Annotated in this window: 13 protein-coding genes; 1 reads left to right on the top strand and 12 read right to left on the bottom strand. The window is 42.6% G+C overall.

Features of this window, described 5'->3' with window-relative positions; translation table 11 throughout:
• Positions 1-67: 67 nt before the first annotated feature.
• The 8 genes from MKZ05_RS16885 to MKZ05_RS16920 all read right to left on the bottom strand — a co-directional run bounded on the left by MKZ05_RS16885 (position 68) and on the right by MKZ05_RS16920 (position 7,433).
• A complete protein-coding gene (locus MKZ05_RS16885; RefSeq protein WP_003214626.1) occupies positions 68-670 on the bottom strand; it encodes a thymidine kinase in 603 nt (200 codons plus the stop codon).
• A gap of 87 nt (positions 671-757) precedes the next feature.
• Positions 758-958, bottom strand: a complete 201-nt coding sequence (rpmE, locus tag MKZ05_RS16890; RefSeq protein ID WP_003215407.1) for a 50S ribosomal protein L31 — start codon at positions 956-958, stop codon at positions 758-760.
• A gap of 130 nt (positions 959-1,088) precedes the next feature.
• Entirely contained in the window at positions 1,089-2,372 is a 1,284-nt protein-coding gene (gene rho, locus MKZ05_RS16895) for a transcription termination factor Rho (RefSeq protein WP_003215202.1), read from the bottom strand.
• A gap of 364 nt (positions 2,373-2,736) precedes the next feature.
• Positions 2,737-3,702 (bottom strand): class II fructose-bisphosphatase, encoded by a 966-nt coding sequence (gene glpX, locus MKZ05_RS16900; RefSeq protein ID WP_003214904.1) that lies wholly within the window; start codon positions 3,700-3,702, stop codon positions 2,737-2,739.
• Between the two features lie 32 nt (positions 3,703-3,734).
• The gene (locus MKZ05_RS16905) at positions 3,735-5,024 is read right to left on the bottom strand and encodes a UDP-N-acetylglucosamine 1-carboxyvinyltransferase (RefSeq protein ID WP_003214820.1); all 1,290 of its coding nucleotides are present in this window, start codon (positions 5,022-5,024) and stop codon (positions 3,735-3,737) included.
• A 247-nt stretch (positions 5,025-5,271) separates the two neighbouring features.
• Complete coding sequence (gene fsa / locus MKZ05_RS16910) at positions 5,272-5,910, bottom strand: fructose-6-phosphate aldolase (RefSeq protein ID WP_003215343.1); 639 nt, start codon at positions 5,908-5,910, stop codon at positions 5,272-5,274.
• Positions 5,911-6,022: 112 nt separating this feature from the next.
• Complete coding sequence (locus MKZ05_RS16915; protein WP_003214879.1) at positions 6,023-6,880, bottom strand: class II fructose-bisphosphate aldolase; 858 nt, start codon at positions 6,878-6,880, stop codon at positions 6,023-6,025.
• Positions 6,881-7,058: 178 nt separating this feature from the next.
• Positions 7,059-7,433 carry a response regulator gene (locus MKZ05_RS16920; protein ID WP_003214681.1) on the bottom strand — a complete coding sequence of 125 codons (375 nt, stop codon included), beginning with the start codon at positions 7,431-7,433 and terminating at the stop codon, positions 7,059-7,061.
• 180 nt (positions 7,434-7,613) lie between these two features.
• On the opposite strand from MKZ05_RS16920, the gene MKZ05_RS16925 reads away from it, so the two are divergent.
• A complete protein-coding gene (locus MKZ05_RS16925; protein ID WP_050944447.1) occupies positions 7,614-8,144 on the top strand; it encodes a DUF2529 domain-containing protein in 531 nt (176 codons plus the stop codon).
• A 42-nt stretch (positions 8,145-8,186) separates the two neighbouring features.
• On the opposite strand, the gene pyrG is transcribed toward MKZ05_RS16925, so the two are convergent.
• From pyrG to MKZ05_RS16945, 4 genes are all read right to left on the bottom strand, one after another.
• A complete protein-coding gene (pyrG, locus tag MKZ05_RS16930; RefSeq protein WP_003215143.1) occupies positions 8,187-9,794 on the bottom strand; it encodes a CTP synthase (glutamine hydrolyzing) in 1,608 nt (535 codons plus the stop codon).
• A gap of 238 nt (positions 9,795-10,032) precedes the next feature.
• Positions 10,033-10,572 carry a DNA-directed RNA polymerase subunit delta gene (rpoE, locus tag MKZ05_RS16935; RefSeq protein ID WP_003214586.1) on the bottom strand — a complete coding sequence of 180 codons (540 nt, stop codon included), beginning with the start codon at positions 10,570-10,572 and terminating at the stop codon, positions 10,033-10,035.
• Positions 10,573-10,809: 237 nt separating this feature from the next.
• Positions 10,810-11,007 carry a hypothetical protein gene (locus MKZ05_RS16940; RefSeq protein ID WP_050944448.1) on the bottom strand — a complete coding sequence of 66 codons (198 nt, stop codon included), beginning with the start codon at positions 11,005-11,007 and terminating at the stop codon, positions 10,810-10,812.
• A gap of 145 nt (positions 11,008-11,152) precedes the next feature.
• Positions 11,153-12,295 carry an acyl-CoA dehydrogenase gene (locus MKZ05_RS16945; RefSeq protein WP_339160625.1) on the bottom strand — a complete coding sequence of 381 codons (1,143 nt, stop codon included), beginning with the start codon at positions 12,293-12,295 and terminating at the stop codon, positions 11,153-11,155.
• Between the last annotated feature and the right edge of the window lie 6 nt (positions 12,296-12,301).

The raw sequence follows: 12,301 nt of genomic DNA on the forward strand, positions 1-12,301 counted from the left end.
TAAGTACAAATGATGGGTGTTCAGCCAAAATCTCAAAAAACGAAACACAGCGGCATTTGCTATTTTTTTAATTGTCAAGTGTTGTACCAACGTCAAGTCTTGGTACTTCATGGTGATGTCTGCATCGTGCTTCGTATGATTCCTGCGCACCTACTAAAATAATGGGATCATCATAGGATGCGGGTTTACCGTCGATCAAGCGTTGTGTTCTACTCGCTGGGGAGCCGCATACCGAACAAACTGCTTGAAGTTTTGTTACAAGCTCTGCACATGCCATTAAATGCGGAACAACACCAAATGGCTCTCCTCTGAAGTCTTGATCAAGGCCTGCAACAATGACTCGGTAACCTTTATCAGCCAATTGAGTGACAATGTCAATGATTGTCTCATCAAAAAATTGCACCTCATCTATGCCAATGACATCGGTTCTTTCTGATATGTGCGTTATTATGTCTTTTGGTGAGGCTACTGCAATCCCATCGACCGATGAACCGTTATGTGAAACAACTGAGCTTGTACTATATCGGTTATCAATCGCTGGTTTGAATATTTTTACTTCTTGTTTGGCAAAGGTGGCCCTTTTGGCTCTCCGAATCAATTCTTCCGACTTTCCAGAAAACATACTTCCGCAGATGACTTCAAGCCAACCGCTTTGTTTCATCACATACATAAGGTCTTCTCCCCCGTTTTAAAGTTCCATCAATCCACGTAAAAAAACAGGCAAGAACGGATTCCTGCCTGTTTATTGTATCTATTATTACTTAAGACCGTATTTTTTGTTAAAGCGGTCAACACGTCCATCAGCAGAAGCGAATTTTTGACGGCCTGTATAGAAAGGATGGCACTCAGAGCAAATCTCGATGCGTACCTCTTCTTTTACTGATCCAGTTTCAAACTCATTTCCACAAGCGCATTTGACTGTAGCTTTTTTGTAGTTAGGATGAATTCCTGTTTTCATCTACTGTCATCTCCTTCCGCCCTGAATCCAATTCGGAAACAGAGTTAATATCTCAGAATAAATTCTGAAACGCACATGATGAAATTATAACAGTGTGAGTCTATGATTGCAAATGTATTTTTTCAACAAGCTATCTTCTTGATGCAGACATGTTCGCTTGTTTCCATTCTTGCGTTAAAATATCGAAAAATTCTTGGTTTGTCTTTGTTTTTCTCATTTTGCGCATGAACTTCTCAGCAAAGTCAGGTGTATCTGACATCGATTTTCTCATCGCCCATAAACGATCAAGATGCTCTTTTGGTACAAGCAGTTCTTCTTTTCTCGTACCAGAACGACGAATGTCGATTGCTGGGAAAATTCTTCTTTCTGCAAGAGAGCGGTCCAAATGAAGCTCCATGTTCCCCGTTCCCTTAAATTCCTCATAAATCACATCATCCATACGTGATCCCGTATCAACGAGCGCAGTGGCTAAAATCGTCAAGCTTCCGCCTTCTTCAATGTTACGCGCAGCACCAAAGAAGCGTTTTGGACGGTGGAAAGCCGCTGGATCAATACCGCCGGAAAGCGTTCGGCCGCTTGGCGGGATGACAAGGTTGTACGCACGAGCAAGCCTTGTGATGCTGTCCATTAAGATGATGACATCTTTCTTATGTTCGACAAGACGCATGGCACGCTCTAATACAAGCTCTGCTACTTTAATGTGGTTTTCCGGTACTTCGTCAAAGGTTGAACTAACAACATCCCCTGCAACAGAACGTTCGATATCTGTTACTTCCTCTGGGCGTTCGTCAATTAAAAGGACAATCAGCTCTGACTCTGGATGATTTTCAGAAATGCTGTTGGCAATTTCTTTGAGCAAAATGGTTTTCCCAGCCTTAGGCGGTGCAACAATTAAACCACGCTGCCCAAACCCAACTGGCGCCATCATATCCATAATTCTAGTAGACAGGTGATTAGGCTGTGTTTCAAGAATCATTTGACGATCAGGGAATAGCGGCGTGAGTGCAGGAAAGTGAACACGTTCCTTAGCTGATTCTGGGTCGTCCCCATTTACCGCTTCGACATGAAGGAGGCCATAGTAGCGTTCATTCTCTTTTGGAGGTCGTACCTTTCCAGACACCTTATCTCCGTTTCGTAAATCAAAGCGTCTGATTTGTGAAGCTGAAATATAAATGTCTTCAGAACTTGGGGAGTAGTTAATTGGTCTTAAGAAACCAAATCCCTCAGACTGAATAATTTCAAGAACCCCTTCCATAAATAAGAGATCCTCTTGCTCAGCGTTCGCCTTTAAGATGGCAAAGATTAATTCTTTTTTTGTTAGTTTGCTGTAATAAGAGATTTTGTACTTTTTTGCTAGCTCATACAGCTCTTTTAATTTCATATTTTCCAAAGATGAAATCGAAACATCTTTCAATATGGACACCACACTTTTCTAGTCAATGTATTTCATTACAAATGCATGACCATTGTATTTGATTAGCTTTTAATTCCGTTTTTGTTGGAATGACCTCGCTCTCATGGTAACGCTCCCACTCGTTTTATCGTAAAGATAGGAACAATGTGAACTCGAGCTTTGTCAACATAGAGAAGGATAATGAGTATATCGTCATGATGCGGCAGTATTTAAACTTGTTGAAGCTTAAAAGAAGTAAATTCGCAGAAAATTTCGCAGCACTCTTTAGTTTTACCTCATTTGCAGAGAATATTCAACTTTAAAAAGAAAATGATATACATTTGACACCTATATGAAAAGCGGGTAATAAATACCCGCTTTCAGATTACGGACGAATGACAAGATTCGGTTTTTTCTTTAAGCTATGTCTGCCGTCTACGAAACGAACTGTACCTGATTTCGCACGCATGACAACGCTATGTGTTGTTCCAACAGAGCCTTTGAATTGAACACCTTTTAATAGCTCACCGTCTGTTACACCAGTCGCTGCAAAAATGGCGTCGTCGCCTTTCACGAGGTCTTCCATTCTTAGGACTTTGCCAACATCTAGCCCCATTTTCTCACAGCGTCTTAGTTCTTCTTCACTTTGAGGAAGAAGCCTTCCGTGGATTTCACCACCAAGTGCCTTTAACGCAACAGCAGAAAGGACACCTTCGGGCGCTCCGCCTGAACCAAATAGAATATCAACACCTGTATGATCAAATGCTGTATTAATGGCTCCTGCAACGTCACCATCATCGATCAGTTTGATTCTTGCTCCTGCTTCTCTCAGTTCAGCAATGATTTTCTCATGTCGATCTCTGTTTAAAATCGTTGCAACCACATCTTCAATATCTTTGTTTTTTGCTTTTGCTACAGCGCGAAGATTGTCAATGACAGGCGCTTCAATGTCGATGCAGCCTACCGCTTCTGGACCTACTGCGATCTTATCCATGTACATATCAGGTGCATTCAGCAAGTTGCCATGATCTGCAACTGCAATAACAGCTAAGGCATTCCAGCCGCCACTTGCCACAATATTTGTTCCTTCTAATGGATCAACAGCTACATCCACGCGAGGTCCGTATCCGTTCCCAAGCTTTTCCCCAATATAAAGCATTGGTGCTTCGTCCATTTCCCCCTCGCCAATGACCACTGTTCCTTTCATCGGAATGGTATCAAATACATCACGCATTGCACTTGTTGCAGCATCATCCGCTTCGTCTTTTAATCCTCTTCCCATCCAACGAGCAGATTTTAATGCGGCTGCTTCTGTCACCCGTACTAGTTCCATCGATAAACTTCTTTCCATTTTTGTCCAAATCTCCTCTCACAGTCAAAGCCTTATGAATTTTGAAGTTCTTCTATTTCTTGGTCACTCAGCTTTTCACGCCAGATGGTTGCACCCAAGCCTTCAAGCTTCTTCTCAAGCAAACTATATCCTCTGTCTATATGTTCAAGCCCTGTGATTTCGGTCACACCGTCTGCCATTAGCCCTGCAACAACGAGACAAGCACCTGCACGCAGGTCACTTGCTTTCACCTTTGCTCCTTGAAGCTGCGTTTGTCCAGTGATAATGGCAGATCTTCCTTCGACCTTCATGTTTGCACCCATTCGACGCAATTCGTCAATGTGCTTAAAGCGGGCTGAGTAGATCGTATCTGTGACCACACTCGTGCCTTTCGCCTTTGTTAACAGCGCCGTCATCGGCTGCTGAAGGTCCGTCGGAAAGCCCGGATACACAAGGGTTTTGATATCGACAGGCTTGAGCCCTTCGTTTCTGCCAACGATCAGCATTTGATCGTTGCTCGTTTCAATGGTGAACCCCATCTCTCTAAGTTTCGCCGTAATTGATTCTAAATGAGTTGGGATCACATTATCAAGTACAACTTCATCTCCCATCGCAGCACCAGCAATTAAAAATGTGCCTGCTTCTATACGGTCAGGGATGATGGAATGCTTACAGCCATGAAGAGATTCTACACCTTCGATTCGAATCACATCAGTACCCGCACCTTTGATTTTGGCTCCCATGCTTGCAAGCAGTGTCGCTACATCAATAATTTCGGGTTCTTTTGCGGCATTTTCAATGACCGTTTTTCCTTCAGCCAGTACGGCTGCCAGCATGATATTGATGGTCGCACCTACACTGACCACATCAAGGTAAATACGGGCTCCGACTAATTTTTCAGCGCGCAAATAAATGGCACCCTGCTCGTTTGTCACCTCGGCTCCGAGTGCTTCAAAGCCTTTGATATGCTGATCGATCGGCCTAGGTCCTAAGTGGCACCCTCCTGGCAGCCCAATGACAGCCTGCTTGAATCTTCCCAGCATAGCGCCCATTAAATAATAAGACGCACGCAGTTTCTTCACTTTCCCATTAGGAAGAGGCATACTGATCATGGAAGCAGGATTGACAACCATTTCACCTTTTTCAAACGTGACCTTTCCGCCAATCTCTTCTAACAGATCTCGTAATGTGTCAATATCTGAAATATGCGGAAGGCCCTCAATCGTTACTGGAGAATCAGCGAGAATCGTGGCAGGAATCAGTGCCACTGCACTATTTTTCGCACCACTAATATGTACGGTCCCGCGTAAGGGGTCACCGCCGGCAATGTTTAACTTTTCCATATTTGTCTCCCTTCTTAAAGAAGATCACTGTTGGAGTTATACTGTTTGTGGATGTCGCGCTTTAAAAGGTCTTGTCCAAAATTTAGCCAATATCAAGAGAAAGAATACAGGTTAAACGAAATTTGTCGGAAGAAAAATAATCGAAGCTTTGCGAGGCTGTGATGTTCTCTTCTTTGCACAAAACATTTCTTAGCGTTTTTAAGGAAAACTGCGGCAAACAGGAGACAATCCCGCCTGCCACAATCACTTATTTATTCCAATCTGCTAAAAATTGCTCAATGCCCGCATCCGTTAATGGGTGTTTCGTCAGCTGCTTGATGACTTTCAGCGGCATTGTGCCGATATGAGCACCTCTAAGTGCAGCTTCTGTCACGTGCTGCGGATGACGAATGGATGCAGCAATGATTTGTGTATCTAAGCCATGAACATCAAAAATGGTTTTCACTTCGCTGATGAGATCGAGACCATTTTGGCCAATGTCATCTAAGCGGCCGAGGAATGGAGAGACATACGTCGCACCAGCTCTAGCTGCAAGAAGTGCCTGGTTTGCACTAAAAATCAAAGTAACGTTTGTTTTGATTCCAAGGTCTGTTAACGCTTTGACAGCTTTAAGACCATCTGTTGTCATTGGGATTTTAACCGTGATATTTGGTGCAATGGCAGCAAGCTCTTTTCCTTCTTCAATCATTTCTTCTGCTTTGAGGGAAATGACTTCCGCACTGACAGAACCTGATACCACGTCAGTGATTTCGCGAAGACGGTCGTGGAATGATACGTCCTTTTCTTTCGCTACTAAACTAGGGTTTGTTGTGACGCCTGCTAAAATGCCAAGCTCGTGCGCCTCTTTGATGTCTGCGATATTCGCTGTATCTACGAAAAATAACATAACCGTGCCACTCTCCTATCAATAAATTGTCTGAAATGTAAATTTTGATTGCGCTTTCTCAAGATATGGAGAAAACCGCCTGTGACTCAGGCGGCTTTCGGTTCTCATCAAATTATGCTTGGTTAGAAGAACCAAATTCACGCATTTTGCCGATAACAGTCGCTTTAATTGCGTCACGAGCTGGTCCAAGATATTTACGTGGATCATACTCTTCTGTTTTTGCAGCAAGTGTTTCGCGTACTGCTTTCGCAGAAGCAATTTGGTTTTCAGTGTTTACATTGATTTTAGCTGTACCAAGTGAAATTGAGCGCTTGATGTCAGCAGTTGGGATACCTGTTCCGCCATGAAGAACAAGTGGAAGACCTGTCATTTTACCAATTTCTTCCATTTCAGTGAAACCAAGGTTTGGTTCACCTTTGTATGGACCATGTACTGAACCTAATGCAGGTGCAAGGCAGTCAATACCAGTGCGTTCTACAAGCTCTTGGCACTCTTTTGGATCAGCATAAATAACGCCCTCAGCGATGACGTCGTCTTCTTGTCCGCCAACAGTTCCAAGCTCAGCTTCTACAGATACACCGTGGAAATGAGCAAGCTCAACTACTTTCGCAGTTGTTGCTACGTTCTCATCGAATGGATGGTGAGAAGCGTCGATCATGACAGAAGTAAATCCTGCATGGATTGCTTTTGCACAAGATTCAAAGCTTGAACCGTGATCTAAATGAATCGCAACAGGAACTGTTACATTATATTCTTCGATTAACGCTTTAACCATTGCGACAACTGTTTTGAAGCCGCCCATGTAGCGTCCTGCTCCTTCAGATACTCCTAAGATAACTGGAGATTTCTCTTCTTCAGCAGCTTGTAAAATCGCTTGCGTGAATTCTAAATTATTTAAGTTAAACTGTCCAACAGCGTAACCTTTTTCCTTTGCGTCTTTCAACATTTCTGTCATTGAAACTAAAGGCATGATGAAAAATCCTCCCTATGTAGCTAATTTGCTTACTAAAAAAAGCTCTCCACCCTAGCATGACCAGAATTTCTCGCCATATGTAAACTTTCAAAGTCAGATCGCTTTCTTCTTCTTATCTAGGATACCAATTATTCGACAAATCGGCAACAGAATGACTCGATTCAATCATTTCCATCTAACCGTTTGTTTCGAGCGGTAAGTATTCTTTGACAGCGTCTCGGATCTCATCAATATCAAAAGGTTTTGCAAAGTGTGTCAAAGCACCGAGTTCTTTGGATTCTTGGATCATGTCTAATTCGCCATAGGCTGTCATAATGATGACACGGATGTCTTCATCAATTAATTTCATGCGTTTTAAAATTTCAATTCCATCCATTCCGGGAATCTTCATATCAAGCAGCACAAGGTTTGGTCTATGATTTTTCACAATATCTAACGCCTGAAGTCCATTCGCTGCTTGGAAGGTTTGATAGCCTTCTTTATGAAACACTTCATTCAATAATATTCTAATACCATATTGATCATCGACAATTAAAATTTTCTCATTCATCTGTTACACCCCATTGCTTTCATTTTTCGCCATAAAAAGAGCTGTTGTTAAATAATTCTGTTTGATTTTCACATTTCCTTTATTTATAATAGTTTACTTTACGACATTTTCTGAGCATTTTTCCTAATATTCTCTTTATATTCTATTATAAAATGATCTGACCGAAGGAGGAAATCAGTCTTGTTAAAAATTTTCACGACCCAGTTATCAGGTATTTTTTCACGTATTGGAGAAAAGCAGGCTGAAGCGATCGAGGATGGTGCACGCCTTCTTGCACAAGCCATTGTCAGTGGACATGCTGTTTATTTTCACGGGAAGAATGAACTGGCTGCTGTAGCCCTAGAGGCAACTGAAAGCAAGGAGCCATTTCCAGGTGCGAAAGTGCTGCCACTTGATCAAATGGAGCGCAGCTTGCTTCATCCAAGCGATAGAGTGCTGCTATTTTATTCAGACCCAGAAGACGAGGAGATTCAATCTCTTGTAAAAGAACTGCACGCGCAAGGGACGCCCGTTGTTGGTGTCGGGCCGGCACAAAAGGAGCCGTCCATGATTGAAGAGCTTTGTGATGTCCATATTGATTTTCAGCTCAAGAAACCGCTTGTGCCCGCTGATGACGGAACAAGGTTCGGTTATCCTGCTTTAATGACATGCTTATACGTCTACCACGCTCTATCGTTTACTGTGAAAGAAATCGTTGAGGAATATGAATAAAAAAACTGCCGAGAAGATGATATTCTCGGCAGTTTTTTTGTTTTATTTTGATTCAGATGCTTGCAGTGAAGCACCAACGAAATCTCTAAATAATGGCTGAGGTCTTGTCGGTCTTGAGACGAATTCTGGGTGGAATTGAGAAGCAAGGAACCAAGGATGATCCTTCAGCTCGATAATTTCAACAAGACGTCCGTCTGGGCTTGTACCAGAGAAGACAAATCCTGCAGCTTCCATTTGCTGTCTGAATTCATTATTAAACTCATAGCGATGGCGGTGGCGTTCGTAGACCACTTCATCGTTGTATGCAGCAAATGCTTTGGAGTCTTCATTTAATTTACATGGATACAGACCAAGACGAAGTGTTCCGCCTAAATCATCTACATCCTTCTGTTCTGGAAGAAGGTCAATAATTGGGAATGCTGTTTCAGGATCAATTTCCGCTGAATGAGCTCCTTCAAGGCCAAGTACGTTTCGTGCATATTCGATTGACGCAACTTGCATTCCTAAGCAAATTCCGAAGAATGGCACTTTGTTTTCACGGGCATATTGTGTAGCAATAATTTTCCCTTCCACTCCGCGGTCTCCGAAGCCTCCAGGAACGATGATGCCATCGACATCTTGTGCGAAATCAGCCATATTTTCTGCTGTCACTTCTTCTGCATTGATCCATTTGATTTGAACGTCTGCATCAAATGCATAACCAGCATGGCGAAGTGATTCAACGACAGAAATGTATGCATCTTGCAATTCAACATATTTTCCTACTAGACCAATTGTGACTTGTTTTGAGAGGTTTTGCACTTTATCGACTAGCGCTGTCCACTCCGTCATATCTGCATCTTGGCAATCAAGTTTCATATGTTCACATACAAGCTTGTCTAGTCCTTGTTTTTGTAAATCAAGCGGAATAGAGTACAGCGTGTCTGCATCCTGACATTCGATAACAGCTTTTGTATCAATATCACAGAATAACGCAATTTTGTCCTTCATGTCCTGGGTCATTGGCATTTCAGTTCTGACCACAATAACGTTTGGCTGAATACCAAGGCTGCGAAGTTCTTTTACACTATGCTGTGTCGGTTTTGTTTTCAGTTCACCTGCTGCCCGAATGTAAGGAACAAGGGTACAATGAATGTACATGACGTTTTCACGGCCAATGTCACTCTTCATTTGACGAATCGCTTCTAGGAATGGAAGGGATTCGATGTCTCCTACTGTTCCGCCGATTTCTGTGATGACCACATCTGCACCTGTTTCTTTTCCGGCACGGTACACGCGATCTTTAATTTCATTTGTAATATGGGGAATAACCTGTACAGTTCCGCCTAAATAGTCACCGCGGCGCTCTTTCTTCAGAACAGTAGAGTAGATTTTACCTGTTGTGACGTTGCTGTACTTATTTAAGTTAATATCAATGAAGCGCTCATAGTGACCTAAATCAAGGTCTGTTTCAGCACCGTCATCTGTGACGAAAACCTCACCGTGCTGATATGGACTCATCGTCCCTGGGTCTACGTTGATATATGGATCGAATTTTTGAATGGTGACATCCATCCCTCTATTTTTCAGAAGGCGGCCTAACGAGGCAGCCGTGATCCCTTTTCCAAGTGAGGAAACAACTCCTCCTGTTACAAAAATATACTTTGTCATTTCGTATGCTCCTCTCTTTTTTACCCTTGCATGACTAGACATGCACAGCTTCATCCTTTTTAGAGTGTATCCCTAAATCTCTTGAAAAATAAGAAAGCTCCCTTTCAAATAAATGAAAGGGAGCGTAAATGAACGTATCTTTACGTACTCTTTTTAGAGAGCCCAAAATACATACTACATAGTTCGCTCTCGAAAGTCAAGACGGTTTTGTCCTGTTTTGAGGACCGGTTTATGAGGGTTATTTCTCTTCCTCTTTATCGTCTAAATCGTCTTCGTCAATTTCTGTTAAGCCGTCATCATCTTCGTCATCATCTTCGTCGAATTCTTCTATATCTTCCTCAATTTCCTCATCATCGTCTAGGTCGAGATCATCGTCGTCTTCAACAAGATCAAGGTCTTCTTCAAGCTCTTCGATTTCCTCTTCCTCTTCAATTTCATCGAAGTCTTCTTCAACGACAGCTGCTTTTGTTTTTTTCTTTTTCGCTTTTGTTTTCACAGCTGGCTGAACTTCTTCTTCGATTTGATCAACTGGATACCAGCTGCGAAGTCCCCATCTCTGATCACCTAACGAAATAAAGCGGCCATCTATATTTAAGTCTGTATAAAATTGAGCAAGGCGATCATCAAGATCAGATTTTTGTATTCCTTGTAAACGGACCATTTCATCTATTAACTCGGAAAACGTAATCGGTGTTTTGCTGTCTCTGAAAATTTCATAAGCAAGTTCAACTAAAGACATGTGCTTGAGCTGTTCCTGTGAGTATTCTTTCAAACTCAAGGTCAGACACTCCCTTTCTATTACATGTATGTATCCATTTATCAGTGAAATAATAAGTGTTTATCCCTTATTTTTACGACAAACCATACCTCTCATTATAAACAAATTAGGGGAGTTTATGCCACCTTTAATCATGTTAATTTTTGATTTTTTCTCAAGGGGCTCATCATCTGCATGAAATGGGTCTGGCTTTTGTGTATGGTATGCTTTTTGTCTTTTAGTTTGTTCATCTCTATTTTAAAACGGGATTCTCTGAATGAATAAGATCACGATAGCAATCGTACATACCATTCCCGCAGGCATGAGGACAAATAGTTTTCTGCGGCTGTTTTCTTTTTCTTCCTTCTTTTTTGGAGACTTTGAAAGCTCTGTGGAGACCATAATCCAAATGATCATTGTGACTAATCCTAAAATACCCATAAATGTTGTGTTCATCATGAAAACCTCCATATTGATACTTTTGCCAATTTTATCATAATGATAAGGTGGCATGGGACAATTTTGGAAATAATTTAACATTTGAGGACTAATTTTCGCACCAAAACAGACCACCTCACATCAGGTGGTCTTTGCTTTGTTTCTACATATCTAGCAGTTTGCGCGAGATGACTAGGCGCTGGATTTCCTGTGTACCTTCATAAATTTGGGTGATTTTCGCATCACGCATGTATCGTTCGACTGGGTAATCCTTTGTATAGCCGTAGCCGCCGAAGATTTGGACGGCTTCTGTTGTTACCTTCATAGCTGTATCTCCAGCAAAGAGCTTGGACATAGCTGATTCCTTTCCATACGGGAGCCCTTTCGTTTCGAGCCATGCTGCCTGATAAGTGAGCAGCCTGGAGGCTTCAATTGCGGTTGCCATATCTGCGAGCTTAAACGCGATTCCTTGCTGCTGAATGATTGGTTTGCCGAATTGCTTGCGCTCCTTCGCATAATCGACTGCCGCATCAAGAGCGCCTTGTGCAATCCCAACAGCCTGTGCAGCAATACCGTTTCTGCCGCCATCGAGGGTCATCATCGCTATTTTAAAGCCTTCTCCTTCTTGTCCGAGCCGGTTCCTTTCATGAATCCGGCAATCTTCAAATCGAATTTCGGTCGTTGGCGATGAGCGAATGCCCAGTTTGCTTTCCTTTTTGCCAACAGAGAAGCCCGGTGTCTCTTTTTCTACAATAAAGGCAGTCGTATTTCGAGATGTAGCTTCTTGATCAGTCACAGCAAACACAATATAATAATCCGCAATGCCTCCATTTGTAATAAAGATTTTCGCACCGTTCAGGACGTATTCATTGCCTGCCTTTACTGCCGTTGTCTTCATTCCGCCGGCATCTGAACCCGAACCGCTCTCAGTGAGTGCATATGCCCCTACCTTCTGTCCTTCTGCAAGCGGCTTTAAATAGGTCTCTTTTTGTTCATCTGTTCCGAAAGTATAGATGGGCCACGAGGCGAGAGAGGTGTGGGCGGAGAGGGTGACGCCTGTAGAGGCGCACACTCTTGAAAGCTCCTCCACTGCGATGACGTAGGCTAAATAATTACTACCGATCCCGCCTACCTCTTCCGGCCAAGGAATGCCCGTTAAACCGAGCTCCGCCATTTGGCGAAAAATAGTTGGATCATACGTTTCTGCCTCGTCCCGCTCTGCTGCTGTTGGCTCTACTTCATTTTTCGCAAAATCCCTCACCATTTTTTGAATCATTTCATGTTCATCACTTAATTGAAACTGCATCATGAG

It is taken from the genome of Bacillus sp. FSL M8-0277 (assembly GCF_037975305.1).
GTDB lineage: Bacteria > Bacillota > Bacilli > Bacillales > Bacillaceae > Bacillus > Bacillus pumilus.

Coding starts and splice junctions, on each gene's coding strand:
- fsa (WP_003215343.1), bottom strand. CDS start 5,910: ATGTTATTTTTCGTAGATACAGCGAATATCGCAGACATCAAAGAGGCG.
- glpX (WP_003214904.1), bottom strand. CDS start 3,702: ATGGAAAGAAGTTTATCGATGGAACTAGTACGGGTGACAGAAGCAGCC.
- MKZ05_RS16945 (WP_339160625.1), bottom strand. CDS start 12,295: ATGCAGTTTCAATTAAGTGATGAACATGAAATGATTCAAAAAATGGTG.
- MKZ05_RS16885 (WP_003214626.1), bottom strand. CDS start 670: ATGTATGTGATGAAACAAAGCGGTTGGCTTGAAGTCATCTGCGGAAGT.
- rpmE (WP_003215407.1), bottom strand. CDS start 958: ATGAAAACAGGAATTCATCCTAACTACAAAAAAGCTACAGTCAAATGC.
- MKZ05_RS16920 (WP_003214681.1), bottom strand. CDS start 7,433: ATGAATGAGAAAATTTTAATTGTCGATGATCAATATGGTATTAGAATA.
- MKZ05_RS16915 (WP_003214879.1), bottom strand. CDS start 6,880: ATGCCTTTAGTTTCAATGACAGAAATGTTGAAAGACGCAAAGGAAAAA.
- pyrG (WP_003215143.1), bottom strand. CDS start 9,794: ATGACAAAGTATATTTTTGTAACAGGAGGAGTTGTTTCCTCACTTGGA.
- MKZ05_RS16905 (WP_003214820.1), bottom strand. CDS start 5,024: ATGGAAAAGTTAAACATTGCCGGCGGTGACCCCTTACGCGGGACCGTA.
- MKZ05_RS16940 (WP_050944448.1), bottom strand. CDS start 11,007: ATGAACACAACATTTATGGGTATTTTAGGATTAGTCACAATGATCATT.